Below are 23935 nucleotides of genomic sequence, written 5' to 3' on the forward strand. Positions count from 1 at the left end.
CGGTATGACCACCAGAGGCCTTTTCCAGCGAAACGCGGCGCACAGCCACGCGGACGAGATCGGCACGAACAGCCGGTGCACGCGCTTCGGGGTGCGGCCGGGCACCGAGGTCGAGCGACTGGTCGAGGGCCTGCCCTCCCGCGAGCCGGAACGGTCGGTCAGCTGAGCACGTGGGCGATGGCGGGCTCGACGGCGAACGACCGGCCGTTCGCCGAGCTCGACCGTTCGGGCCGGACGCGACGCCTGCGCCGGCTCGCCGAAGCGGCCTTGACCGGCTACGACGTCCCGGTGGCCCGGCTGACCCCGTTGGGGCGCGGGCACAACACGACGTTCCGCGTCGACGGCGCCGACGGGAACCGCTACGTGCTGCGGGTGGAGCGGCCGGACGGCCCGAGCGCCGCCCAGGTGCGGTCCGAACTGGCCTGGCTCGCCGCGCTGCGGCGCGAAACCGACCTCGTCGTCCCGCGGCCGGTGCCGACGCGGGCGCGGGACTTCGTCGCCGTGGTCGCCGATCCGGCGGTCCCGGAGCCGCGCACCTGCGTGCTCTGCCACTGGGTCGACGGCCGGTTCGTCGACGAGCGGCTCAGCGCGCCGCAGCTGTACGCGGTCGGCGAGTTCACCGCGCGGCTGCACCTGCACGGCGCGCGGCTGAACGGGCTGGACCGCGGCCGCGTCGACGACCTCACCGACTTCGGCCGCTCGCAGGTGGACGGCTTCTCGGCCGCCGTGCTCGACCGGGCGGTCGCGCGGGCCGGGGGCGACGAACGCGTCCGCGCCGCCGCCGAGCGGGCCCGCGCGGCCCGGATCGAGCTGGGCCGCGGCGCCGACGTCTTCGGCCTGGTGCACGGCGACCTGCGGCAGGAGAACTACCTGTTCCACCGCGGCCGCGTGCGGGCGATCGGCTTCGACGACTGCGGCTACGGGCACTACGCCTACGACCTCGCCGTCGCGCTCGACGAGCTCAGGCACCTGCCGCAGCGGCACGAGCTGCGGGAGGCCCTGCTGGACGGCTACCGGTCGGTGCGCCCGGACGCGGCGACGACCGACCCGACGATCCTGAACGCCTTCGCCGGCCTGCGCCGGATCCAGCTGCGGCTCCGGGACTGACGCTACAGACCGGCGTTACAATTGCTACATGGCCGGACGATCGAGCAACGCCACCAGCACCCGCGACCGCCTGCTGCTGGCGGCCGGGCAGCTGCTGCACGAGGCGCAGGGCGGGCCGGTGTCGACGCGGGCGATCTGCGAGCGCGCCGGCGTCCAGGCACCCACGCTCTACCACCACTTCGGCAGCAAGCAGGGCCTGCTCGACGCCGTCGTCAACTACGGCTTCACGCAGTACGTGCAGACGCCGGACACGGGCGGCGACCCGGTCGAGCGGATCCGCGCGGGCTGGGACCGGCACGTCGAGTACGGCCTGGAGAACCCGCGGTTCTACGTGCTGCTCTACGGCCAGATCGAGCCGGGTGTGCCGTGCAACCTCACCTCCAGCGCCGAAGCGATGCTGCTCGAGCTGTTCACCCCACTGGCGCGCGAGGGCTGGCTGCGCGTCGAGGCGGCCGAGGCTGCCCGGCAGTTCGCGGCGGCCGGCAGTGGCGTCACGCTCAGCCTGATCGCCCAGCCCGAAGCGAGCCGCGACCTGGCGATGTCCACGCAGGTCCGGGAGTCCGTGCTGGCCGGGCTGCTCACCGACCGGCCCGCCAAGGGCTCGTCGACCGGCGCGCTCGCGGTCGCTTTGTCGACCCGGCTCGCCGACGACGTCGACGAGCTGACGCCCACCGAGCGCGGGATGCTGCGGGAGTGGCTGCACCGCCTCTCGAACTGAGTTCGCTACATTTGCTACATTGATTTCTATGACGAGTATAGTGACGCGGGGCTACGGCACGGTCTGGTTCGGCACCGGGTCGAAGTCGATCGGCGACCTCGCGTTCGTCGAGGACGTGCTCGCCTCGACCGAGCGGATCACGGTGGCGACGGCGATCGTCAACATGTGGTCCGACGACGCGGAGCCGCTCGCCGAGTCCTACCACCGGCTGGCCGGCCGGTACGGAAAGCGCTTGCTGCTGGGCATCGGCGTCGGGCACCCCGAATCCGTCACGGAGTACCGCAGCCCCTACGAGAAGATCGTCGACTACCTCGACCGGCTCGACGCGGCCGGCGTGCCGGTCGAGGCCCGCGTCCTCGCCGCGCTCGGCGACCGCGTGCTGAAGCTGGCCGCCGAGCGCACCGCGGGCGCGCACCCGTACCTGGTGCCGGTCGCGCACACGCGGCACGCCCGGGCCGTGCTGGGCGCGGGCAAACTGCTGGCGCCGGAACAGAAAGTCGTCGTCGACGCCGACCCGGTGGCCGCACGCGCGATCGGCCGCCCGTTCGTGCGGCGGCCGTACCTCGGGCTGCGCAACTACGTGACGAACCTGCGCCGCCACGGCTACACCGAGGCCGACGTCGCCGGCGGCGGCAGCGACCGCCTGATCGACGACCTCGTCCTGCACGGCACCCCGGAGACGATCGCGAACGGGCTGCGGTCCCATGTGGACGCGGGCGCCGACCACGTCGCGGTCCAGGTGCTCGGCCCGTCACCGGACGTCGAGGCCGAGAACCACCGGCAACTGGCCGAAGTGCTGCTCTGACCGTGCGCAGGCCCATCCGGGGCGCGCGCTCACCGCAGCACGGGATCAGCGGGCGTCGGCGGCCTTCTGCGCTTCCTCCGCGGCTTCGTCGGCCCGCTCGTAGGTTTCCTTCGCCTGTTCGAACTCCGCCGTCGCGCGCTCGGCGCGTTCCTCGGCTTCGGCCAGGCGCTCGCGCAGGTCGTCGACGCGGGCCTTCGCCTGCTCGGCCGCGCGTTCGGTGCGGACCAGGTCGCGCTCGGCCACCGCGCGGTCCTTGGCCAGCTCGGCGGCCTCCTTGCGCAGGCGCTCGCGTTCGGCGCGGGCGCGCTCGCGTTCCTTGCGGTCCGCTTCCTCGCGCTGACGGTCCTTTTCGGCCTTCTTCGGCTTCGCCGGTGCGGCTTTTTCCACCAGCTTCGCCGGGCGCTTGCCGGTCGCCGGCGGCGCGGCCGGCGCGAGGCTGAACCACTGGTCGGTGTCCTGGTGCGCCACCGACGTCAGCCGCCCGGCGAGGGCCGGCTTCGCCGTTTCCGGGTCGGCGGCGACGGCTTCGAGCGTCGCCTCGACCTCGCGGGAAACGGTGTCGCTCATCGAAGGCAGGTCGCGCACGATGTGCCGGACCAGCTCGCCGCGGCGCCGGGTCAGCGCGCGCAGGTCGTCACCGGCGAGGCGGGTGTGCGCGTCGCGCAGCTCGTCGCCGACTTCCGCCAGCTCCCGCAGCCGGCCCGGGTCCTCCCTGGCCAGGCGGTTGACGATCGCCGCGGCCGTGGTCGGCTTGCGCAGCTCGCGGATCCGCTTCGCGAGTTCGGCGTCTCCCCCGGCCTTCGCAGCCTTCGCGGCGGCGTTGCGCGCGTTGACGAACTCCGCGAGGTCACCCCCGTAGAGCTCGCCGGCCACCGTGTCGAAGTCCATCACGCTCCAGCGAACCACATCGGACTGGTGCGAGCACCCGCGAAGGGTCATCATCGGGGACATGTTCTTCGATCTGGGTGTCCGGGACTTCCTCGACCGTGCGGAAACGGTGTACCCCGACCGCGTCGCGGTGGTCGACGAGCCGGACCAGCCCGCGCCCAGCTGGGGTTCGCTCACCTACCGCGAGGTGGCGCGCCGGGCCCGCGCGCAGGCCGCCAAGCTCGACGCGCTGGGCGTGCCGGTCGGCGGGCGCGTCGCGATGGTGTCGCACAACGCCGCACGGCTGCTCGTGTCGTTCTTCGGCGTGTCCGGCTGGGGCCGGGTCCTGGTGCCGGTGAACTTCCGGCTCGCCGCGGCCGAGGTCAAGTACATCGTCGAGCACTCCGGCGCCGAGGTCCTGATCGTCGACCCGGAGCTGGAGCACCTGCTGGACTCCGTGACGGCCAAGCACGTCTTCGTGCTGGGCCGCGACGACGAGGCGATCTGGGGCGGCGAGGGCACCCCGGAGCCGTGGGCGGGCGACGAGTCGGCGACCGCGACGATCAACTACACCTCCGGCACCACGGCGCGGCCGAAGGGCGTGCAGCTCACCCAGCGCAACATCTGGCTGAACGCCGCCGTGTTCGGGCTGCACACGACGTTGAACGACAACGACGTCCTGCTGCACACGCTGCCGATGTTCCACTGCAACGGCTGGGGCATGCCGTACGCGGTGACCGGCCTCGGCGGGCGGCACATCGTGCTGCGGAAGGTCGACGGCACCGAAATCCTCCGGCGCATCGAAGAACACGGCGTGACGATCCTGTGCGCGGCGCCGGCGGTGGTCACGGCGGCCCTCGACGGCGCCGCCACCTGGGAAGGCGAGATCCCGGGCCGCGACCGCGTCCGGATCGTCGTGGCCGGCGCGCCGCCGCCGACGCGCACGATCGAGCGGGTGCGGGCCGAGCTGGGCTGGGAGTTCATCCAGATCTACGGGCTCACCGAGACCGCGCCGCTGCTGACGGTCAACCGGATGCGCAGCGAGTGGGCGGACCTCGACCCGCACGAGCAGGCGCGCCTGCTGGGCCGCGCGGGGACGCCGGCGCTCGGCGTCCGCATCGACGTCGACACCGACGGCGAAGTGCTCGCCCAGTCGAACCACAACCTCGACGGCTACTGGGAGAACCCGGAGGAGACCGCGCGGGTCCAGGCGGGCAACTGGTTCCACACCGGTGACGGCGGGACCTTCGAAGACGGCTACCTGACGATCGCGGACCGCAAGAAGGACGTGATCATCTCGGGCGGCGAGAACGTGTCGTCGATCGAGGTGGAGGACGCCCTGAACTCGCACCCGGCGGTCCGCGAGGCGGCGGTGATCGGCGTCCCGGACGAGAAGTGGGGCGAGCTGGTGACGGCGCTGGTCGTCACGTCCGAGGAGGTGACGTCGGAGGAGCTGATCAAGCACTGCCGGGAGTACCTCGCGGGGTACAAGTGCCCGAAGCGGGTGGAGTTCCTCGACGAGCTGCCGCGGACGGCGACCGGGAAGATCCAGAAGTTCAAGCTCCGGGAGCCGTTCTGGCAGGGGCAGTCCCGCCAGGTCAACTGAGGACATAGGTCAGCTGGACGACGCCGTTGCCGAACGTCGAGGACTTCTTGAGCTCCAGCGGGAACGACGACCCGTCCGCGGGGAACAGCCGTCTCCCCCGGCCGACGACCACGGGGTACAGCAGCAGGTTCAGCTCGTCCACCAGGCCTTCGGCCAGCAGCCAGCGCACGGCCGTGGTGCTGCCGCTGGTCATGATGTCACCACCGGGTCCGGCCTTCAGCTCACGCACGGCCGCGGCCGGATCGCCAGTCAGCAGCGTCGAGTTGTTCCAGCCGACCTCGGACAACGTCGAGGACAGCACGTACTTGCGCACGTTGTTCATGAACTCGGCGCCTTCGTCGTCCTCGACGCTGCGGCCGGGCCAAGCCTCGGCGAACCCTTCGTAGGTGACGCGCCCGAGCAGCATCGCGTCGGCCGCGGCCATCCCGGCGCCGACCGCTTGGCCGATCTCGTCGCTCCAGTAGCGCAGCGACCACTTGTCGGGCGCCTCGACCACGCCGTCGAGCGAGATGAACAGGTTCGAGATCACCTTGCGCATGGGATCACTATAAACGGGGCGAACCTCAGGACTGTCCACTCGCGACGGTCGCACGCACGCGCACGCTGTCCGCCTCCGCGCGCTCGCGTTCCGCCTCCGTCGCCGGCTCCAGGCGCGCCGGGACGTCCTTGTGGTGCGGTGTTCCCGCGATCGGGTCGCGGTCCAGGGCGTCGGTCAGCAGGTTGATCCGGGGCCCGCTGACCACCCGTCGCCCCTCGGCGTCCGGGTGGGCCATGCCGTAGCCGTGCGGCAGGGCCAGCTGGCCCGGGCGCAGGCCCGGGTCGGCCTCCGCGCGGACGACCACCCGGCCCGCCGGCGTCACCACCGCCACCCAATCGCCCGGCGAAGCGCCAATCGACGCCAGTTCTTCCGGACGCGCGCGCAACGCGCCGTCCGGGTCGGTGCGGCGCCAGCGCGGGTCGCGCAGGATCTGGTTCGCGTTGTGCGCGCGGCGCTGGCCGTTGAGCAGCGAGAACGGGAACGCGGGGTCGGGGCGCTCCGCGGCCGGGTCCAGCGAACCGAGCCACTCCAGCAGTTCCGGCACCGCCAGCCGGACGCGCGAGCGGCGCATCAGGTTCCACACCTCGTCCTGCTCGTGCGTCGAGAACGGCGTCGGCCCGGCCAGCACGCGCGCGAAGAGTTCCTCGCCGAGCTCGGCACCCGTGGAAGTGGTGCCCAGCGCGCGTTGCACCGGCACGGTCATCGTCTTCGCCGCGCGGTGGCAGCCCGCCCACAGCGGCGCGATCGACGCCGCGCCGTCGGGCAGGGACGCGCCCAGCGTCCGGTAGAGCAGCACCGGCAGGATCGCCGCCCGCTCCGGCATCGCCTGGACCAGTGCGCCGATCCCCGCCTGCAGCTCCGAACGCGGGCCGTCGGCCAGCGACGCGAGGACGTCCGACGGCGGCAGCACGCCCAGTGCGTCGAACAGCCGCGTGTAGATCTCGGCCTCGACGAGCGTGCCCGGCAGCGGGTCGAGCAACGGCCGCCGCAGCTGGAAGTAGTTCGTCGGCCATTCGAAGGTGAAGAGCGTGAACTCCCACTTCTCGTGCTGCGACGCCGCGGGCAGGACGTAGTCCGCGAGCGCGGCCGTCTCGGTGTAGGCGACGTCGACGACCACGGACAGCTCGGCCGCCCGCACCGCGCGTTCGACCTCCCGCGTGCCCGCGAACGTGTTCGCCGGGTTCGACGACTCGACCCACAGCGCGCGCACCCGGTTCGGGTGGTCGGTGAGGATCTCCTCGGCCAGGGTGTTCGCCGGCAGCAGGCCGCCGATGTACTCGAACCCGGTCACCTCGGACCGGCGGCCGCCCGACGAGCCCCACAGCGGCAGCAGCCACGAATGCAGGTTGTTCGTGCCACGACGGCCGAAGTTGCCGGTGAGCAGGTACAACAGTTTCTCGAGGTAGCTGTTGAGCGTCGAATGCCGGCCCTGCTGGATGCCCAGCTCGACGCGCACCGTCATCGCCTCCGCGGCGAGGATCAGCTCGACGGCCCGCTCGACGTCCACCCGGGACACTTCGGCGTGCGCGATCCACTCGTCCACCGGGATCTTCGCCAGCACCGCCGCGACCTCGTCGAAGCCTTCGGTGCGCTCGGAGAGGAACGGCTGGTCGACGCCGCCGCGGTCGAGGAGCAGCGCCAGGATCGCACCCAGCAGGTAGGCGTCGGTGCCCGGCCGCAGCGGCAGGTGCAGGTCGGCGAGCTCCGCGGTTTCGGTGCGCCGCGGGTCGATCACGATCATCTTGCGCGCCGGGTCGTTCTTGATCGTGTTGAGCGCGTGCCGGGCGTTGCTGAACCCGTGGGCCTGCCACGGGTTGCAGCCGAGCACCACCAGCAGGTCGCAGTTCTCGACGTCCTCGGCGGTGTGCACGAGCGTCGAGCCGAACAGCTGCCCGTTGACCCAGAAGTCGCCGGTCTTCTCCTGCGACAACGCGTTGAAGTGCCGCGTCGAGTTCATCCACTTCAGCAGCGACGCGCCGTACGCGCCGCCGGAGTGGTTGCCCTGGCCGCCCCCGCCGACGTAGGCGAACGAGCCGGGACGGCCCGCCGCGGTGTCGGCGTCGCGGATCGCGTGCAGCTTCGCGGCTATCTCGGTCAGCGCGGTTTCCCAGTCGATGGGCTCGTGGGTGCCGTCGGGACGCCGGCGCAGCGGCGTGGTCAGGCGATCGGAGTGGTCGCCGTACCAGGTCAGGCGTTGCGCCTTCTGGCACAGGTAGCCACCCGAGCGCGGGTGCGCCTTGTCGCCGCGGACGCGGGTGATCTTCCGGCCGTCGAGCTGCACCTCCAGCCCGCAGTTGAGGTAGCAGAGGCTGCACGCGGTGCGGTGCCAGTCGCCGGTCACAGCAGCTCCAGTGCGCGGCCGAGCGTCGTGAGACGCGCTTCGAGCGTTTCGCCGGCCGGGTAGAGCCGGACCGTGTCGATGCCGGTGTCGCGCCAGACGCGCAAGCGGGCGCGCACCATCTCTTCGGTGCCGATCAGCGTCGTGCCGAGCACCATTTCGTCGGTGACGAGCGCGGTCGCGCCGTCGCGGTCGCCGGCCTGCCAGCGCTCGCGGACCTCGGCGGCGACGTCCGCCCAGCCCTGGCGGCTGTAGGCGTTGTTGTAGAAGTTCGTGCTGGCCGAGCCCATCCCGCCGAGGCTGAAGGCCAGCTCCTTCTTGCGGCCGCCGACCATGACGCGCAGCTCGTCCTCGTTGTCGGCGAAGGCGACTTCGGCACCCTGGCAGACGTCGATGTCCTTGCGCGTGCGACCCGCCTTCGCGAGCCCGGCGTCCAAATGCTCGAAGTACGCGGAGGCGCCTTCGGGGACGAAGCTGGTGCCGAGCCAGCCGTCCGCGACTTCGCCGGTCAGCTCCAAGAGCTTCGGCGACAGCGTCGCGAGGTAGATCGGGATGTCCGGGTTCGGCGGGGTGGACAGCCGCATCGCCCGCGCCTCGCCGGACAGTGGGATCTCGAAAGTCTTGCCGGAGAACGAAATCTTCTCCCCAGCGATGGCCTGGCGGATGATCTCGACGGTCTCGCGCATGCGCGTCAACGGTTTCGCGAACGGGACGCCGTGCAGGCCTTCGATCACCTGCGGTCCCGAGGGCCCGAGGCCGAGGGCGAACCGGCCACCGGACAGGTCGGCGAGCGTCAGCGCGGCCTGCGCGATGGCGACCGGCGTGCGTGTGCCGAGCTGGATGATGCCGGAGCCGAGCTGGATGCGGTCGGTGCGGGCGGCGAGGTAGCCGAGCGCGGACGGCGCGTCCGAGCCCCAGGCCTCGGCCACCCAGCAGACGTCGAGACCGAGCTTTTCCGCCTCCAGCACGAAGTCCAGCGTGGTGCGCGAATCCCGCGAGAACTCGACGGTCGTCGCGGTCCTCATCGGCTTTCGACCCGGTCCTTGATCGCGGCGAGGTTGCCGGTCATCGCGGTTTCGAACTCGCGCAACCGGACGAAGACGATCTTCTGCTCCTTCTCCGGCATCCGGTCGATGGCGAACGACAGCCCGGACCGCCCCGGGCCCATCTGCATCCACTGCGAAAGCCGCGTGCCGCCGGCTTCGGGCGCCAGGGTGAACTTCCAGACCGAGCTCGGCTCGGCCGGGTCCGCGACGGCCCAGGAGAACACGCGCGGCGCTTCGCACTCGACGACGAACGACGTCGTCTCCCACTCGCCGAACGCGTCGTGCTTGCTCCGGCCGACGAACGTGCGGCCGGCCTCGCGCCATTCGACGGACTGCAGCTCCGAACTCAGCGAAGGCATCACGGCGATGTCGGAGACGACCGCCCAGACGTCTTCGGGGGCGGCGTCGATCCAGGTCGAGACCTCGGCCGTCGGCTTGTCCGCGTACCGCGCGCCTGTCCACTCCATCGTGGTCGCCACTCCTCTCGATGCGCCTCTGACCACGATAGTTGCGTAGATAGACCTACCCTGTCAACGTCACTCCTGCCGCGCGAAGCGCGCTTCGACGTCCGGGCGCTGCGCGAGCCGCGGCGGGAAGCCGGGGCCGCGGCGCATCCGGGTGTCGTCCGGCGTCATCGGTTCACGGCATTCGGCGCAGACGATTTCGGCGTGCGTGTCGTGTCCGCACGCGGTGTGGTGCACGGTGATCGGCGGGCCGGCCTCGCCCGAGAGCCACCGGTCGCCCCAGCGCGTCATGGCGAGCAGCACCGGGTAGAAGTCGCGGCCCTTTTCGGTGAGCACGTAGTCGTAGCGCACCGGCTCGGTCTGGTACGCGACCTTCTCCAGCAGCCTTTCGTCGACCAGCCGCTTGAGCCGGTCGGCGAGGGTGTTGCGCGCGATGCCGAGCTGCTGCTGGAACTCGTCGAAGCGGCGGACGCCGTAGAAGGCGTCACGCAGCACCAGCGGGGTCCACCAGTCGCCCAGCAGGTCCATGGTGCGCGCGATCGAGCACGGCCACTGCGCGAACGATGTCCGTTTCATGCGGCCGAGCGTACGCCGTTTTCCAGAAGGACTCAGCAGGTCAGCCGCATGACGACCCGACGAGCGGTCGGACGGCTGACCTCCGTGAAACCCGCGTCGGCGAAGATCCCCCGGCTGCCGACGAACAGTTCGGCGGGCCAGGCGAGCTGTTGGCCCGGCTCGACGAGCATCGGGTAGCCCTCGACCGCCCGGGCGCCCCGCTCGCGGGCGAAGTCCGCGGCCGCCTTCGCCAAGGCGGCGCTGACGCCCTGCCGCCGGAAGCCCTTGCGCGTGACGAAGCACGTGACGGCCCAGACGCCGTCGTCGTCCTTGTCCTCGTCCCGGCCGGCCCAGACGAGCCGGCTCCCCAGCAGGCGCCGGTACGCGGTGCGCGGCTCGACCGCGCACCAGCCGGCGGGCTCGCCGTCGAGGTAGGCGACGAGCCCGGTCGCGTGCTCGGCCGTCTGCGCGCGGAATTCTTCGGCGCGCTCCTCCGGTGTCCCGGACCGCCACTGCGCGGGCGTCTCCTTGAAGTACTGGCACCGGCAGCGGGCCGGGTCGCCGCGGTCGCCGAAGATCGCCTGCAGGTCCGCCCACGACGCCTGGTCGGCCGGTAGGAAGGTCACCATCCCCCGAAGCTAGACCAGGTGGCCGGTGGTGACGTCGACGTGGTCGGGCACCTCGCCGTGCTCATCGCCGACCGAGAGCGTCCCGGCCGGTTCCACCAGGAGCACGCTCGCGCCGTTCTTCGACGACGGCTTGTGGAACGTCCCCTTCGGCACCACGAAGACCTGCCCGCGGGAGAGCGTCACGACGCGCTCGTCCGGGTCGCGCAGCCCGATCTCGATCTCGCCGTCGAGGACCAGGAAGAACTCGTCGGTGTCTTCGTGGACGTGCCAGACGTGCTCGCCGTCGAACCGGGCCAGCCGGATGTCGTAGTCGTTGACGCGGGTGACGATCCGCGGGCTCCAGGCGGCGTCGAAGGTCGCCAGGACTTCGGTGAGGTCGATCGGGTTCATGCGCTCGATCCTGCGCCTGGCGTTCCGGCGCGGCGAGTGCTAGGAATCGCACATGCCGCAAGAATTCTCTCACCGGGTCGCGGCGATCGTGACCGCGGAGTCGAACCCGTTCGAGATGGGCGTCGCGACCGAGCTCTTCGGCCTGCGGCGGCCCGAGCTGGACCGGCCCTGGTACGACTTCACGCTCTGCGCCCCGACCACGGACGTGCGGATGAACCTGGGGATGTTCACGCTGAGCGGCGTCGCCGGGCTCGAGGCCGCCGACGCGGCCGACACGCTGATCGCGCCCGCCCGGCCGAACACCGGCGTGCCGACGGACCCCGCGATCATCGCCGCGATCCGCCGCGCCGCCGCGCGGGGCGCCCGGCTGGTCAGCTTCTGCACGGGCGCGTTCGCGCTCGCCGAAGCGGGCGTCCTCGACGGCCGGCGCGCGACCACCCACTGGCAGTGGGCCGCGGAGTTCGCCGAGCGGTTCCCGGCGGTCCACTGGGAACCGGACGTGTTGTTCGTCGACGAGGGCGACGTCCTCACCGCGGCGGGCAGCGCGGCCTCGCTCGACCTCGGCCTGCACCTCATCCAGCGCGACCACGGCGCCGAAGTCGTCAACATCGTCAGCCGCCGCCTGGTGTTCACCGGCCACCGCGACGGCGGGCAGCAGCAGTTCATCGCGCGCCCGGTGCCGTCGGTGCCCGACACGTCGCTGGCACCGGTGCTGGCGTGGGCGCTGGCCCGCCTGGACCAGCCCCTCACCGTCGCCGACCTGGCCGCCCGGGCCGCGACGAGCCTGGCGACGCTGCACCGGAAGTTCCGCGCGGAGCTGGGCACGACCCCGCTGGCCTGGCTGACGACGGAACGCGTGACGCTGGCCTGCCGCCTCATCGAGCGCGGCGAGCTGCGGCTGGACCGGGTCGCCGAGGCCAGCGGCCTCGGCACGGCGGCGAACCTGCGCCTCCAGCTGCGGCGGCACACCGGGCTGAGCCCGAGCGCCTACCGCCGCCGGTTCGGCCCGGCCGCCTAGGTCCGCCGCGGCTACGTGCGCGGCCTGACCCGGGTCAGCACCGCGCACCCGGGCCCGGCGCGGGACGCAGTTCGGTGAGCGCCCGGGCCAGTGCGTCCTGCTGCAACCGGGCCGGGTATTCGGCCGGGTCGGCCGCGGCCAGCACGTTCAGGCCCTCGACCAGCCCCACCAGGCTCTTCGTCGTCAGTTCGACGCGCTCGTCCGTCCACTTCGGACGGCAGGCCGCCACCAGCCGCCGGACGCGCGCCAGGAACGAGCGGTTCGCCGCGCGGTGGCGGTCGGCCAGGTCGTCGTCGGCCAGGGCCGCCGCGAGGAAGCCCACCCAGACGCGGGACTCCTCGTGGTGGCCGTGCGGCAGGTCGACGGCCTGGCCGAGCACCGCCTCCAGCGCCCCGAAGGCGTCGCCGCTCGCGGCCTCGGCGGCGTCGGCCCGGACGGCCGTGCGTTCGTAGAGCAGGTCACGCGCGTGCAGCAGCAACGCCTTCTTCGTCGGGAACGCGTGCATCACCAGGCCGGTCGTGCAGCCGGCGCGCCCGGCGACCGCGCGCAGCGTCAGACCCGGCAGGCCGCCGTCGGCGAGCACCTGCCACGTCGCGTTCGAGAGCAGCTCCCGCTGCGCCTGGACGTCACGCTGCCTCGGCACGGAAACCTCCTTTCCGGGAAGCGTAACAGGTGCTACGGTAACGCCTGTTACGGAAAGGGGCACCGTGCTGACCACCGTCGAAATCAGGGCCGTGACCTGGGACGATCCCGACGCCGTCCGGCTGCGCGCGGCCCAGCGCACCGAACTGGACGCCCGCTACGGCACCGACGACCACGAGCCGGGTGCACTGCCCACCGCCGAGACCGTCACGGTGTTCCTCGTCGCGCGGGACGCCGGAGGCAGAGCGCTCGGCTGCGGCGGGCTCCGGTCCCTCGGCCCGGGTGCCGCCGAGGTCAAGCGGATGTACGTCGAGCCGGCCGCGCGCGGCACCGGCGTCGCGGTCGCGCTGCTGCGCGCCCTCGAAGACCACGCGCGCGCACTCGGCGTTCCCCGGCTGCTGCTGGAAACCGGCACGGGACAACCGGACGCGATCCGCTTCTACCAGCGCGAAGGCTACGAGCCCATCGAGGCGTACGGCCCATACGCCGGCGAGCCGCTCTCGCGCTGCTTCGCCCGCGACCTGTGATCGGATTTCCGATGGCCGGCCCAGGCCGGGCTATTGGTGACCGGGGCGCACCGGGCCTACCGTCGAAGGCACGGCGATCTGGGGTTCTGTTCGCCGTTCCCTTCACCAGACGGAGTTTCCCTTGCGCATCAAGCAGATCGGCGCCGTGCTGGCCGCGGCCGCCGTGCTCGCCCTGCCGGCCCCGCCCGCGCAGGCGGCGACGAGGATCATCCCCCTCGACGCCGCGGCCGGGCAGCAGCCGGAAAACCTCGCCCTCGAGCCGGACGGCTCCGCCGACCTCACCTTCGCCTACAGCGGCGAGATCGGCCGGGTCACGCCCGACGGCCGGGTGCGGAGCATCGCCCGCATCCCGGTCCCGGCGGACGGCGACGTCCCGGTGGTACACCGGAAACTGTTCCTCGGCGGCATCGTGCGGGCGCCCGGCGGCGACCTGTACGTCGCCGTCTCGACCGGCACCGCAGCGACCGGGCTCTACCGGATCCGGCCCGGCGGCCCGCCGGTCCAGGTGGCCGCGCTGCCGCCGGCCGGGTTCCAGAACGGCGTCGCGCGCGACCCCGCCACCGGCGACCTCTTCGTCGCCGACTCGTTCGGCTCCACGGTCTGGCGGGTTTCCCGGGGCCGCGTCTCCGCCTTCGCGACCGGCGACTTGCTCGCGCCGGTGACCGGCTTCGGCGCCAACGGGATCAAGGTCCACGACGGCGCGGTCTGGGTGTCCAACCTGGACCGCGGCACGCTGGTCCGGTTCCCGCTCGCCGGCGGGCCCGGCCGGGTCGTCGCGACGGGCCTCGGGCCGGTCGACGACTTCGCCTTCCACGGCGGCACGGTCGTCGCGGCGATCAACCAGGAGAACCGGGTCGTCACGGTCGGCCGTGACGGCATCCGGACCATCCTGTCCACTTCGGACGGACTAGCGAACCCGACCGCGGTCGCCGTCCGTGACGACACGATCTTCGTCACGGACGGCGCCTACTTCGGCGGGTCGCCGAACCTCCTTCAGGCGACGCCGGCGGCGAACACGTGCAGCGCCGAGTTCGACGGCAGCGTCACCGCGACGACCTCCTTGCCCGCGGTCAGCGGGACGGAGTTCGCGAACACCCGGTACGGCACGGTCGGGTAGGCCGGGCCGGTGCGGGTGTTCTTGCCCAGCACGGTCGCGACGGTCGTCGCGCCGTACTGGGCGGGGTCGGCGCAGCACCAGTTGGGCAGGCCGAGGTCGGCCTGGCTGGTGCTGCCGTCGGCGTACCGGACGAACACCGTGCCCTTCGCCGTCCCGGTGCCGGTGCCCGCGAGCACCAGCTTCGAGCCGGTCCCGCGCACGGCGACGGTCTGCCCGGCGGCGACGACGTTGTCCGCCTTGCCGCTCCCGGCGTCGGGCCAGGTCAGCCGCGCACCGTTCGCGGTGAAGGCCGCGCCCGGCTTCAGGCCGGCGTCCGCCAGTCCTTCGGCGCGGAAGCTGCTGCCCCCGCCGTCGAGGTCCCCGCCCGCGACGTGCGCCGCGTCGGTGACGCCGACGTTCCCGTACGCCGCGGCCACGGAGGCGTACGGCACGGTGACCGTCAACGCGTCGACGGCCTGGTGCGCCCCCAGCCTGGCCTGGTACGTCGCCGTGGCCGTGACCCGGTAGTCGTCGGGCTTCAGCCCGGCGTCCGGGGTGAGCGTGACCGGCACCTTGACGGTCTGCCCGGGCATGACGAGCTTCGGCGCGTTCTGGACGGCGGCGCGGATCCCGTTGCCCTGCACCGAGAGCGTGACGTCCCGCACCGGCAGCGGCGTGCTGTTGGTGAAGCCGACCGTGCCGGTCACGGTCTGGCCGGGCACGGCCAGCGACGGCGCGGACAGCGTCACCGCGGTGTTGTCGTCCTCGGGGAAGAAACCGCCGACCGCGCTCGTGCCGGACAGCCGCACGTCCTGCCGGTCACCCGCGCCGAGCGCGCCGGTCTTGACGCGCACCACGCCGTGCGCGGCCGGGTCGTACCACCAGCCCGAGGGCGCCTTGTCCAGCTCGGCCTTGCTGCCGTACTGCCGCAGCACCCCGGTCCCGGCCTGGACGGCGCCCGGCTTCGATCCCGTGTGGACGGACAGCTCGTAGTTCCGCGCCGCGGGCTTGCCGGGGTAGGTGCCCGCGCTCGCGCCGATCCCCACGGTCACCGTGCCGGGCCCGGACCGGGGCGCGTCGACGGTGAACGTCTGCTTGGCCTGTTCGCCGCGCTGGTAGCCGCGGGTGACGCCGTCGTCCTCGGTGAGCGTGAAGCTGCCCTTGCCCTGCGGGTAGACGTCGACGTCGAGCCGTGACTTGTCCCGCGTCTGCCACGACGTCGTGCCCTCGGCCCACATCGGCACGACGGCCCCGGCGCGGGCGAACAGCGGGAGCGTGTCGAGCGGTGCGTCGTAACCGTCCACAGTGGTCGGACCGGTGTAGGTCTTGCCGCTCCAGTAGTCCACCCAGGTGCCCTTGGGCAGGTAGATGCCGTTGCGCACGTCCGACTTCTCGTAGACCGGCGCGACCAGGAAGTCCGTGCCGGACAGGAACTCGTACTTCGCTTTGTCCGTCCAGACGTTCGGGTCGTCCGGGTACTCGAGCGCGAGCGGCCGGACCTGGCCGACGCCGGTCTGGTGCGCCTGCGCCGAGTAGCTGTAGGTGTAGGGCAGCAGCCGCTCCTTGAGCATGAGGTACTTGCGGTTGATCGAGGTGTACGGCTCGCCCTGGCGCCACGGCTGCTTGTCCGAGGACGCCCAGCCGTCCATGGTCATCGCGGCCGGCAGGAAGGTCTTCCACTGCAGGTCGCGGACGTAGGTCTGCGGGCTGCCGCCGAAGATGCCGTCGATGTCGCCGGTGTTGTAGGCGATGCCGGACGTCGTCGCGCCGGCGTACGTCGGGATCTGCCACTTGATGTAGTCGTAGGAGCCCGACTGGTCGCCGCTCCACAGCACGCCGCAGCGCTGCGCCCCGGCCCAGCTCACCGGCTGCCAGACGAACCCGCGGGCGTCGCTGTTGTCTTCGATGCCCTTGTAGGCGGTGTCACAGGCGTCGAGGGCGAACTGGTAGCCCGGGCCGACCCAGGCGACGTCCAGCTTGCGCACCCGCACGCCGGCCTTGACCTCGCCGGCCTGGTTGGGCACGCCGTCTTCGGTCCAGAGGCCCAACTGCATGTTGTTTTTTCGTAGACCTTCGCCGGTTTGCTGCAGATTTTCGTAGCCGCAGCCATAACCGTCGTTGACGAGCATCCAGCCATTCGGCATTCCGTTCGCGGTATAGCCGTCGGCGACCTTCACGGCGTCGAGCGTGTGCCGCTCCCCGCGATTTGCATTATGCAGATAGCAATCCGAGTCGCCGGTTTCCAGGCCGTAGATCGGCGGCAGGAACGGCTTGCCGACGAGGTCCGTATAGCCGCTGACGACGTCTTTGAGGGAGTCGCCCACGACGTAGGTGGCGTCGAAGCGGCGTTCGTCGTGGGTGGTCCTGACCGGGCTGGTGAACGAGTAGCTGCCCGGGGCGAAGGTGTTGCGCAGGACGCCGTAACCCGAGGTCGAGGCGTAGAACGGCTGCGAGTTGGGCGCGCCGCCGTCGTCCCAGTTGTCGTCGGCGAAGATCTTGATCGTCTGGTCGCGGTGGCTGAACCGGCCGTTCTGCTCACCGCCGCCAACGAACTGCTCGGTCGCGGTCCGGGCCAGGCTCTGCGTGGTCGTGGTGCCGGTCCAGGCCAGCGGCGCGGACTCCGCCCAGAGCTGCTTGCGGTCGGCGCCGTCGTAGAGGGCGAACTCCAGCGGGTGCTTGTACGCCCGCAGCGTCGCCTTGGGCGTCGAGATGGCCCAGTAAGCGCCCTTGTCGACGCGTTTCGGCGTCGCCGGGGGCGTGTTCTTCGGCAGCACGATCCTGCTGCCCGCCGGGTCGGTGAAGGTCCCGTCGGGGGCGAGCCAGACCCGGACGGCCCCGTCGGCCGGGAAGCTCACGCGCACGGCGGCGGCCCCCGACTCCAGCGTCACCGTCGGGCCGTCGGCCGTGATCCCGGTCAGGTCCCCCAGCTGCCCGGAGCCCGCCGCGGCCGGCTCGGCGGACGCCGCGGTGGGCGCCAGTCCGAGGGCGGCGGCAGCGGCCAGACAGCCGAGCGACTGCGCAACTCTGCTCATTCGAGACACCTTTCGCGCATCAACACGCATGACGGGCTCTGTATAGCGCACGTTTCGCGCAAAGTCACCCGCCGAACCGGTTCAGCGGGCCGACTCACGACTTCCGTCGGTGCTCACGTTGCGCACCCGTACGGTCGCGGACCGAAGATCCACTGGGCACGCGCCGCGGACTCCGATAACGTTCTGCGGTTTCTCCGCCGGAAAATTCTTCCCGCCATTTCGATGAATGTTCGAACGCGCACGCGGCGATCGGCACGTGCATCCGCACGCCGGCTGTGCACGCTCGGCGCGTCCCGAACGGAAATGGTTGCTGCGCGCCATTTCCGCCGGTATGTTGGCGCCGTCCCGGCTGGTCGGTCATCGGTTGCCGGGATCCGCGCTGCTCGGCGGCAGAGGGGAGGTCTTCGCCGAGATAGCGCTTTCCGGCGGTCGGGGTCACCGCCCGGGAGCAGGAGGGAACGAGGTGCCTTGGTGTTCCGGGGAACGGTCGTGGACGACCGCGTGACCGAACCGTACCTGGTCGGGCAGGAGGCCATCGCGGGCGAGCTGCGCCGCGGCAAGTGGTGCGTCTACCTGCACGAATGGCTCGGCGACGAGCACGATCTCCCGACCTGGCGGACCCAGGTGGCCACCCTCGCCGCCGAGTCCGGCGTGGAGGTGTGCTTCGTGGAGATCCCGCGCAAGGACATGACGCTCGTGGCCAACGTCCGCGCGCTCCCCAGCTTCGAGCAGGTCACCCAGTCCGTCGCGGCGCTGGAGCACTACCGGGACATGGTCGCCCGCCGCCGGTCCGCGCCCTGACCACTACGACGACGCGCGCTGCTGCTCCGCCAGGAAGCGGGCCGTCCCGGCCGTCGCCTCGTACAGGGACCGGTAGTGGCCGTAGAACTCCTCGTACCGCGCACTGTTCGCCGGGTCCGGGGTGACCGTCGTGGCGATCGGGTTGGCCCGGACGGGCGCCATCCCGACCGCCTCCGCCGCCAGCAGCGCGTCGCCCAGGCAGGCGCCGATCGTCTCGGCCGGGATCTGCTGCGGCAGCCCGGTGACGTCCGAGACGATGCGTGTCCACAGCCCGCCCTTCGTCCCGCCGCCGACCGCGACCAGCCGGCCCGCCGCGCCGCCCGCGGCCGCCATCGCCTCCAGGTTGTGCCGGACGCCGTAGGCGATGCCTTCGAGCGCCGCGCGGTAGATCTCCGCCCGGCCGTGCGTGGTCGTCAGCCCGGCGAGCACGCCGCGCGCGTCCGGGTCGAACAACGGCGTCCGCTCCCCGGCGAAGTACGGCAACAGCAGCAGCCCCCGGCTGCCCGCCGGCACCAGCGCCGCCTCCGCGACGAGCTCCTCGTAGGACGCGCCGACGAGCTTCCGCAGCCAGTCCGTCACCGCGCCGGACGTCGCCATCCCCGCCGCCAAGGTGAAACTCCCCGGGACCACCCCGCGCGTGCCCCACAGGCCGGGGTGCGGGCGCGGCTCACGAAGCACCTGGACCAGGAACATCGTGGTGCCGTACATGACCATCACGTCGCCGGGCCCGCGGACGCCGACGCTGGCCGCCTCGGCCCAGGCGTCGACCGTCCCGGCCGTCACCGGGAGGCCTTCCGGCAGCCCGGTCGCCGCGGCCGCCGCGGCGGTGACCTTCCCGGCGACCTCCGTCGGCCACAGCAGCTCCGGCAACGGCAGACCCGGTGCGACGCGGGAAGCCCAATCCGTCGCCCACTCGCCCGCGACGAGGTCGTACAGCGGCGTGCACTGGCTCGCCGAGTGGTGGTCCAGGACGTACCGGCCGGTCAGCCGGTGCACCAGGAACGAACTCGCCATCAGCAGCTTCTTCGTGCGCGCGTAGACGTCCGGCTCGTGCCGGGCCAGCCAGCGCACCTTCGGCCCGACGGCCTGGCTCGTCAGCGGCGAGCCGCCGCGCGCGAGGATCTCCTCGACGCCGAACTCGTCGTTCAGCTCCGCGATTTCGGCGCTCGCCCGGGTGTCGACGCCGTAGAGGATCGCCGGCCGCAACGGCTCGCCCGCCTCGGAAGCCGGCAGCAGGCACGGCCCGATGCCGCTGACGCCGAGCCCGGCGAGCGGCCGCCCCTCGGCGGCGCGCAGCAGGTCGGCGACGATCGAGGCGAAGTCGGCCCACCAGACCGTTTCCGCGTCGTGTTCGAACCAGCCGGGATGCGGTGTCGCCACGGCGTGTTCGCGGACGGACCGGGCCAGCACGGCGCCGTCCGGGTCCACCAGCACGCCCTTCGAGCCGGCGGTGCCGATGTCCACGCCGAGCAGCAGTCCCGTCATCCGCCCTCCACGGACCACCCTGCGGGAAATCGATTTCCCCCAAGCTATGGTGTCCCCGGGGCCCTGTCAACGAACGAGGGTGAACGAGGACGCGGGTGGCGACGATCTCCGACGTGGCGGCGCTGGCCGGGGTGTCGACCGCGACCGTGTCGCGGGCGCTCAACGGCAAGTCCACTGTGGACCCCGCACTGGCCGAACGCGTGGCCAGGGCGGTGGCCGAGCTCGGCTACACCCCGAACGGCCTGGCCCGCAGCCTGCGCCGCCGCGAGACCGCCGTGCTGGCGCTGATCATCTCCGACGTCGAGAACCCGTTCTTCACGGCGATCGCACGCGGCGTCGAGGACGCGGCCCAGGCGGCCGGGTACTCGGTGATGCTGTGCAACTCCGACGAGAACGCGGCCAAGGAACGCCGGTACGTCGAGGTCGCGGCGCAGGAGCGGATCGCGGGCGTGATCATGTCGCCGACCACCGGCGACAGCGACGTCGGGCCGCTGACGACGCACCGGACGCCGATCGTGACCGTCGACCGGCGGCTCGGGTCCACCGACTGCGACGCCGTCCTGCTGGACTCCCGCGCCGCGGCCCGGGACGCCGTGGCCCACCTCGCGGACAACGGGTACGAGCGCATCGCCTGCATCGCCGGCCCGCCGGGCGTCACCACGGCCGACGACCGGCTCGACGGGTACCGCGACGGACTCCGGGCCGCCGGCCGGAAGTACTCCGCGAAACTGGTCCGCCGCTGCGAATTCCGCGACGCCGGCGGGCGGGAAGCCGCGACGCGGTTGCTGACGAAGCTCGAGCCGCCGGACGCGCTCCTGGTGTCCAGCAGCACGATGGCCGTCGGTGTCCTGCAGGTGCTGGCGGAGCTGGGCCTGCGAGCGGGCCGCGACGTCGGGATCGTGTCGTTCGACGACGCGCCGTGGGCGACCCTGATCTCCCCGGCGCTGACCGTTGTCGCCCAGCCCGCCCACGCGATGGGCCAGCTGGCCGCGCGCCTGCTGCTCGACCGCATCGGCGACAGCGGCGCCCGCGCGACGACCACGACGACGATGGCCGCGCAGCTGATCGTCCGGGGCAGCTCGACGCGCACCGGAGACCGCCCAATGTGACGCTTGGCGCACCTCCGTGGCGGCCTTGGCTCTTCGGCGACGGGACGCCCAGGCGGTGGCACCGGCACCTCTCCTTGCACGGCAGGGAGATCCGGCCGCGCCAGGCGCCCGCGGCTGAGCCTTGACCTCGACCTTCCTCGAACTTCTACCGTCGGGGACATGACCGCACCACCGATCCCGCGCACCGTCTGGATCGCTTCCGGCGTGATGGCGCTCGGGGGCTTCCTGGCCAACATGGACGGCTCGATCGTCGCCGTCGGGCTCGAGTCGATGAGGCTGCGCCTGGGGGTCGGCCTCATCGAAATCCAGTGGGTGGCCACCGCCTTCCTGCTCGGGCTGTCCGCCGCGCTCCCGCTCACCCCGTGGCTCGTGAAGAAGCTCGGCGCCGGACGGCTGTGGCTCTGGGCGCTCGCGGCGTTCCTGCTGACGTCCGTGGCCTGCGCGCTCGCGCCGGACGCCGGCACGCTGATCGCGGTCCGGGCGGTGCAGGGCATGACCACCGGTGTGCTGGTCACCGCCGGGCAGACGGTGATCGGGCTGGCCGTGGGACCCGAGCGGCTCGGCCGCACCATGGGCACGCTCGGCCTCGTCGTCGGGCTGGCCCCCGTCGTCGGGCCGAGCGTCGGCGGGTTCCTGCTCGCGCACTTCTCATGGCCGGTGCTGTTCTGGCTGAACCTGCCGATCGGGCTGGTCGCGTTCGGGCTGGCGCTCCGGTACGTGCCGCGCGGCGACCGCGGGCAGCCGCCGCCGGTGGACTGGCCGGGACTGCTGCTCGTGTCGCTCGGCCTGCCACTGCTCGTCTACACGCTCACCGAGCGCGACGCCGTGTTCGCGGCCGTCGGCGCCCTCGCGCTCGCGGTGTTCGCCTGGCGCTCGCTGCGCGTCCGCCACCCCGTGCTGGACCTGCGGCTCGCCGCGCGGCCGGTGCTGGGCTCGGCGCTGGCGTCCGTCCTGCTCGCCGGCGCCGGGATGTTCGGCGCGGTTCTCCTGCTGCCGCTGTGGTTCCAGGTCCGGCTCGGCGCCGGGCCCGCCGAGGCGGGCGTCCTGCTCGCCCCGATGGGGCTGGCCACGACCGGGTTCGTGCTCGTCGCCGGCCGGCTGACGGACCGTTACGGCGGCGGCACCGTCTCACTCGCCGGCGCGCTGGTCGTCCTGGCGAGCACCGCGCCGCTCCCGTGGCTCGGCCCGGACGCGCCGATGTGGCTGGTCCAGGCGGTGCTCGTGGTCCGCGGCGCCGGGCTCGGGCTGTCGATCATGCCCGCTTCGACGGCGGCGTATGCGTCGGTCAGCGCGGCGGAGCTCGGCCACGCGACGGCTCTGGTGAACATCGTGCTGCGCGTGGGCGGCGCGGCCGGCGGCGCGTTGTGCGTGATCGTGCTGTCCCGCGGGCTCGCCGTGGACCCGGCGACCGGGTTCGGCTGGGCGTTCGGCGTGCTGGGCGCGTTGTGCGTGCTGGGTGTGGTGGCGACGGCGTGGCTGCGGCACGCGGAGCGAGCGTCCACAGTGGACGTCAAGGCCTGATCCACCAGGGAACCTGGCGCGATCACCGGAATGGTGATTACCTGGAGCCGGCCAACCACTGTCGGTAAGGGGAAGGGCTGACGATGTCGGGGGTATCGAGGCGGCTGGTCACGGCCGCGGCAGCAGTGGCGGTAGCGGGGAGCCTGCTGGCGGCGACGCCGGCCGGGGCGTCCCCGGCGACGATCGACTGGAAGCCGTGCGCCGGCGCACCCGGCGTGGACTGCGGCACGGTGACCGTGCCGATCGACTGGGCCCACCCGGAGAAGGGCACCGCGAGCATCGCGCTCGCCCGCCGCAAGGCGACCGACCCGGCCGCCCGCATCGGCTCGATCCTGATGGACCCGGGCGGGCCCGGCGGCGCGGGCGCGGGTGAGGTCGAGGGCGGCTGGTCGCTCTCGCCCGAGATCACCAAGCGCTTCGACACCGTGGGCTTCGACCCGCGCGGCGTCGGCGACAGCACGCAGATCAAGTGCGGGCTCGACGAGATCATCGCCGACCACCCGGCCGTTCCGCGCAACCAGGCCGAGTTCGAACAGCTCGCGAGCTACAACCGCAAGCTCGGCGAAAGCTGCGACAGGCTTTCCGGGCCGCTGGGCCGGTACGGCGACACCAAGAGCGTCGCACGGGACATGGACGCCATCCGCGCCGCGCTCGGCGAGCGGAAGCTGACCTACTACGGCGTTTCGTACGGCACGCTGATGGGCCAGCAGTACGCGGAGCTGTTCCCGGACAAGGTCCGCGCGCTCGTGCTGGACAGCAACATGGACCACTCGCAGTACACGGCGTTCGAGTTCCTCACCAGCGAAACCCAGTCGGTGCAGGCGGAGTTCGGCGAGTTCGCCGCCTGGTGCGGCCGGACGCCGAGCTGCGCGCTGCACGGTCAGGACGTCTCGAAGCTGACGCGTGCCCTGCAGGACAAGGCCGCGCGCGGAGAGCTGAAGGACCCGCAGAGCGGCGAAGCGATCACGCCGCTGGAGCTGGCGTCGATCTTCCAGGGCTCGTTCTACGGCCCGAGCTGGGACCAGCTGGCGAAGACGCTCAAGACGTTCGCGGACGGCACCAAGCCGGCCGCGTCGGCGCAGGCGAGGGCCGACACCCCGGTCCACAACGTCTTCCGGAGCGTGTTCTGCGACGACTGGAAGCTGCCGGTGCACAACTACGCCGAGCTCGAGGCCTACCGTCGCACGGCCGCGGCGCTGGCACCGGACGTCAAGGTCAACTCGCTGGGCTGGCAGGCCGTCACCGGCTGCATCGGCTGGCCGGACAAGACCAGCAACCCTCAGCACCCGTTGCAGGTCCACGGCGCGCCGCCGCTGCTGATGGTGAGCAGCGAGCACGATCCGGCAACGCCGTACGCGTGGTCGCAGGCCGCGGCCCGGCAGAGCGGCAGCACGCTGCTCACCTACGACGGCTGGGGCCACGGCGCGTACTTCAAGAACAGCCCGTGCGTGATCAAGGCGACCGACGACTACCTGATCAGCGGCAAGCTCCCGGCCCAGGGCACGCACTGCGCCGCGGTCGAGCCCGGATCGGCCGAGGCCCGCATCGCCGGGCCGAAGCCGCCGTCGACGATCGGCTTCTGACGCTTCCGCCGCGTGGCCGGAACGGGCACAATCGTTCCGGCCACGCAGCGCTGCGGGG

Annotated in this window: 22 protein-coding genes; 11 read left to right on the top strand and 11 right to left on the bottom strand. The window is 72.3% G+C overall.

The genetic code is table 11. The features are described 5' to 3' along the window. Positions 1-4: 4 nt before the first annotated feature. The 4 genes from ACWEN0_RS00270 to ACWEN0_RS00285 are packed head-to-tail and all read left to right on the top strand — an operon-like array spanning position 5 to position 2630. Positions 5-166 carry a hypothetical protein gene (locus ACWEN0_RS00270; RefSeq protein WP_451967525.1) on the top strand — a complete coding sequence of 54 codons (162 nt, stop codon included), beginning with the start codon at positions 5-7 and terminating at the stop codon, positions 164-166. A gap of 11 nt (positions 167-177) precedes the next feature. Then, entirely contained in the window at positions 178-1107 is a 930-nt protein-coding gene (locus ACWEN0_RS00275) for a phosphotransferase enzyme family protein (protein WP_451967526.1), read from the top strand. A gap of 28 nt (positions 1108-1135) precedes the next feature. Beyond that, on the top strand, positions 1136-1825 hold the full coding sequence (locus ACWEN0_RS00280; RefSeq protein WP_451967528.1) for a TetR/AcrR family transcriptional regulator: 690 nt from the start codon (positions 1136-1138) through the stop codon (positions 1823-1825). 28 nt (positions 1826-1853) lie between these two features. Next, positions 1854-2630 carry a TIGR03620 family F420-dependent LLM class oxidoreductase gene (locus ACWEN0_RS00285; RefSeq protein ID WP_451967529.1) on the top strand — a complete coding sequence of 259 codons (777 nt, stop codon included), beginning with the start codon at positions 1854-1856 and terminating at the stop codon, positions 2628-2630. 45 nt (positions 2631-2675) lie between these two features. On the opposite strand, the gene ACWEN0_RS00290 is transcribed toward ACWEN0_RS00285, so the two are convergent. Next, the gene (locus tag ACWEN0_RS00290; RefSeq protein WP_451969787.1) at positions 2676-3518 is read right to left on the bottom strand and encodes a hypothetical protein; all 843 of its coding nucleotides are present in this window, start codon (positions 3516-3518) and stop codon (positions 2676-2678) included. A gap of 61 nt (positions 3519-3579) precedes the next feature. Between ACWEN0_RS00290 and ACWEN0_RS00295 the strand changes: the two genes are divergently transcribed. Beyond that, entirely contained in the window at positions 3580-5103 is a 1524-nt protein-coding gene (locus ACWEN0_RS00295) for an AMP-binding protein (protein WP_451967531.1), read from the top strand. Here ACWEN0_RS00295 and ACWEN0_RS00300 read toward each other — a convergent pair. The 7 genes from ACWEN0_RS00300 to ACWEN0_RS00330 form a co-directional block, all read right to left on the bottom strand. Continuing rightward, positions 5096-5641, bottom strand: coding sequence for a dihydrofolate reductase family protein (locus tag ACWEN0_RS00300; RefSeq protein WP_451967533.1), 546 nt, complete (start codon positions 5639-5641; stop codon positions 5096-5098). The genes ACWEN0_RS00295 and ACWEN0_RS00300 overlap by 8 nt on opposite strands. Before the next feature lie 25 nt (positions 5642-5666). Beyond that, a complete protein-coding gene (locus ACWEN0_RS00305) occupies positions 5667-7982 on the bottom strand; it encodes a molybdopterin-dependent oxidoreductase (protein WP_451967535.1) in 2316 nt (771 codons plus the stop codon). Beyond that, entirely contained in the window at positions 7979-9004 is a 1026-nt protein-coding gene (locus ACWEN0_RS00310) for an LLM class flavin-dependent oxidoreductase (RefSeq protein WP_451967537.1), read from the bottom strand. Before ACWEN0_RS00310 ends, ACWEN0_RS00305 begins: the two co-directional genes overlap by 4 nt. Further along, positions 9001-9492 carry an SRPBCC family protein gene (locus ACWEN0_RS00315; RefSeq protein ID WP_451967539.1) on the bottom strand — a complete coding sequence of 164 codons (492 nt, stop codon included), beginning with the start codon at positions 9490-9492 and terminating at the stop codon, positions 9001-9003. Before ACWEN0_RS00315 ends, ACWEN0_RS00310 begins: the two co-directional genes overlap by 4 nt. A 69-nt stretch (positions 9493-9561) precedes the next feature. Beyond that, positions 9562-10065: a winged helix-turn-helix transcriptional regulator gene (locus tag ACWEN0_RS00320; RefSeq protein WP_451967541.1), complete on the bottom strand. Its 504-nt coding sequence runs from the start codon at positions 10063-10065 to the stop codon at positions 9562-9564. Between the two features lie 32 nt (positions 10066-10097). Further along, a complete protein-coding gene (locus tag ACWEN0_RS00325) occupies positions 10098-10673 on the bottom strand; it encodes a GNAT family N-acetyltransferase (protein ID WP_451967543.1) in 576 nt (191 codons plus the stop codon). 9 nt (positions 10674-10682) lie between these two features. Then, positions 10683-11063: a cupin domain-containing protein gene (locus ACWEN0_RS00330; RefSeq protein WP_451967545.1), complete on the bottom strand. Its 381-nt coding sequence runs from the start codon at positions 11061-11063 to the stop codon at positions 10683-10685. Between the two features lie 52 nt (positions 11064-11115). Here ACWEN0_RS00330 and ACWEN0_RS00335 point away from each other — a divergent pair, with 52 nt between their 5' ends. Then, entirely contained in the window at positions 11116-12081 is a 966-nt protein-coding gene (locus ACWEN0_RS00335; protein WP_451967547.1) for a GlxA family transcriptional regulator, read from the top strand. A 34-nt stretch (positions 12082-12115) separates the two neighbouring features. On the opposite strand, the gene ACWEN0_RS00340 is transcribed toward ACWEN0_RS00335, so the two are convergent. Further along, the gene (locus ACWEN0_RS00340; protein WP_451967548.1) at positions 12116-12724 is read right to left on the bottom strand and encodes a TetR/AcrR family transcriptional regulator; all 609 of its coding nucleotides are present in this window, start codon (positions 12722-12724) and stop codon (positions 12116-12118) included. Between the two features lie 64 nt (positions 12725-12788). On the opposite strand from ACWEN0_RS00340, the gene ACWEN0_RS00345 reads away from it, so the two are divergent. Beyond that, positions 12789-13250: a GNAT family N-acetyltransferase gene (locus tag ACWEN0_RS00345; RefSeq protein WP_451967549.1), complete on the top strand. Its 462-nt coding sequence runs from the start codon at positions 12789-12791 to the stop codon at positions 13248-13250. A gap of 993 nt (positions 13251-14243) precedes the next feature. On the opposite strand, the gene ACWEN0_RS00350 is transcribed toward ACWEN0_RS00345, so the two are convergent. After that, positions 14244-17378: a TIM-barrel domain-containing protein gene (locus ACWEN0_RS00350; protein ID WP_451967551.1), complete on the bottom strand. Its 3135-nt coding sequence runs from the start codon at positions 17376-17378 to the stop codon at positions 14244-14246. 471 nt (positions 17379-17849) lie between these two features. Here ACWEN0_RS00350 and ACWEN0_RS00355 point away from each other — a divergent pair, with 471 nt between their 5' ends. After that, a complete protein-coding gene (locus ACWEN0_RS00355) occupies positions 17850-18179 on the top strand; it encodes a hypothetical protein (protein WP_451967553.1) in 330 nt (109 codons plus the stop codon). 3 nt (positions 18180-18182) lie between these two features. On the opposite strand, the gene ACWEN0_RS00360 is transcribed toward ACWEN0_RS00355, so the two are convergent. Then, complete coding sequence (locus tag ACWEN0_RS00360; RefSeq protein ID WP_451967555.1) at positions 18183-19664, bottom strand: FGGY-family carbohydrate kinase; 1482 nt, start codon at positions 19662-19664, stop codon at positions 18183-18185. A 95-nt stretch (positions 19665-19759) separates the two neighbouring features. Here ACWEN0_RS00360 and ACWEN0_RS00365 point away from each other — a divergent pair, with 95 nt between their 5' ends. The 3 genes from ACWEN0_RS00365 (at position 19760) to ACWEN0_RS00375 (ending at position 23877) form a co-directional block, all read left to right on the top strand. Then, complete coding sequence (locus ACWEN0_RS00365) at positions 19760-20773, top strand: LacI family DNA-binding transcriptional regulator (protein WP_451967556.1); 1014 nt, start codon at positions 19760-19762, stop codon at positions 20771-20773. A gap of 159 nt (positions 20774-20932) precedes the next feature. Next, positions 20933-22294, top strand: coding sequence for an MDR family MFS transporter (locus tag ACWEN0_RS00370; RefSeq protein WP_451967557.1), 1362 nt, complete (start codon positions 20933-20935; stop codon positions 22292-22294). Between the two features lie 83 nt (positions 22295-22377). Continuing rightward, entirely contained in the window at positions 22378-23877 is a 1500-nt protein-coding gene (locus ACWEN0_RS00375) for an alpha/beta hydrolase (RefSeq protein ID WP_451967559.1), read from the top strand. Positions 23878-23935: the final 58 nt, after the last annotated feature.

The organism is Amycolatopsis sp. NPDC004378 (genome assembly GCF_053602455.1).

Excerpts from the sequence above, each read along its gene's own strand:
- ACWEN0_RS00270 (WP_451967525.1), top strand. The coding sequence starts at position 5 with ATGACCACCAGAGGCCTTTTCCAGCGAAACGCGGCGCACAGCCACGCG.
- ACWEN0_RS00275 (WP_451967526.1), top strand. The coding sequence starts at position 178 with ATGGCGGGCTCGACGGCGAACGACCGGCCGTTCGCCGAGCTCGACCGT.
- ACWEN0_RS00280 (WP_451967528.1), top strand. The coding sequence starts at position 1,136 with ATGGCCGGACGATCGAGCAACGCCACCAGCACCCGCGACCGCCTGCTG.
- ACWEN0_RS00285 (WP_451967529.1), top strand. The coding sequence starts at position 1,854 with ATGACGAGTATAGTGACGCGGGGCTACGGCACGGTCTGGTTCGGCACC.
- ACWEN0_RS00290 (WP_451969787.1), bottom strand. The coding sequence starts at position 3,518 with ATGGACTTCGACACGGTGGCCGGCGAGCTCTACGGGGGTGACCTCGCG.
- ACWEN0_RS00295 (WP_451967531.1), top strand. The coding sequence starts at position 3,580 with ATGTTCTTCGATCTGGGTGTCCGGGACTTCCTCGACCGTGCGGAAACG.
- ACWEN0_RS00300 (WP_451967533.1), bottom strand. The coding sequence starts at position 5,641 with ATGCGCAAGGTGATCTCGAACCTGTTCATCTCGCTCGACGGCGTGGTC.
- ACWEN0_RS00310 (WP_451967537.1), bottom strand. The coding sequence starts at position 9,004 with ATGAGGACCGCGACGACCGTCGAGTTCTCGCGGGATTCGCGCACCACG.
- ACWEN0_RS00315 (WP_451967539.1), bottom strand. The coding sequence starts at position 9,492 with ATGGAGTGGACAGGCGCGCGGTACGCGGACAAGCCGACGGCCGAGGTC.
- ACWEN0_RS00320 (WP_451967541.1), bottom strand. The coding sequence starts at position 10,065 with ATGAAACGGACATCGTTCGCGCAGTGGCCGTGCTCGATCGCGCGCACC.
- ACWEN0_RS00325 (WP_451967543.1), bottom strand. The coding sequence starts at position 10,673 with ATGGTGACCTTCCTACCGGCCGACCAGGCGTCGTGGGCGGACCTGCAG.
- ACWEN0_RS00330 (WP_451967545.1), bottom strand. The coding sequence starts at position 11,063 with ATGAACCCGATCGACCTCACCGAAGTCCTGGCGACCTTCGACGCCGCC.
- ACWEN0_RS00335 (WP_451967547.1), top strand. The coding sequence starts at position 11,116 with ATGCCGCAAGAATTCTCTCACCGGGTCGCGGCGATCGTGACCGCGGAG.
- ACWEN0_RS00350 (WP_451967551.1), bottom strand. The coding sequence starts at position 17,378 with ATGAGCAGAGTTGCGCAGTCGCTCGGCTGTCTGGCCGCTGCCGCCGCC.
- ACWEN0_RS00360 (WP_451967555.1), bottom strand. The coding sequence starts at position 19,664 with ATGACGGGACTGCTGCTCGGCGTGGACATCGGCACCGCCGGCTCGAAG.
- ACWEN0_RS00370 (WP_451967557.1), top strand. The coding sequence starts at position 20,933 with ATGACCGCACCACCGATCCCGCGCACCGTCTGGATCGCTTCCGGCGTG.
- ACWEN0_RS00375 (WP_451967559.1), top strand. The coding sequence starts at position 22,378 with ATGTCGGGGGTATCGAGGCGGCTGGTCACGGCCGCGGCAGCAGTGGCG.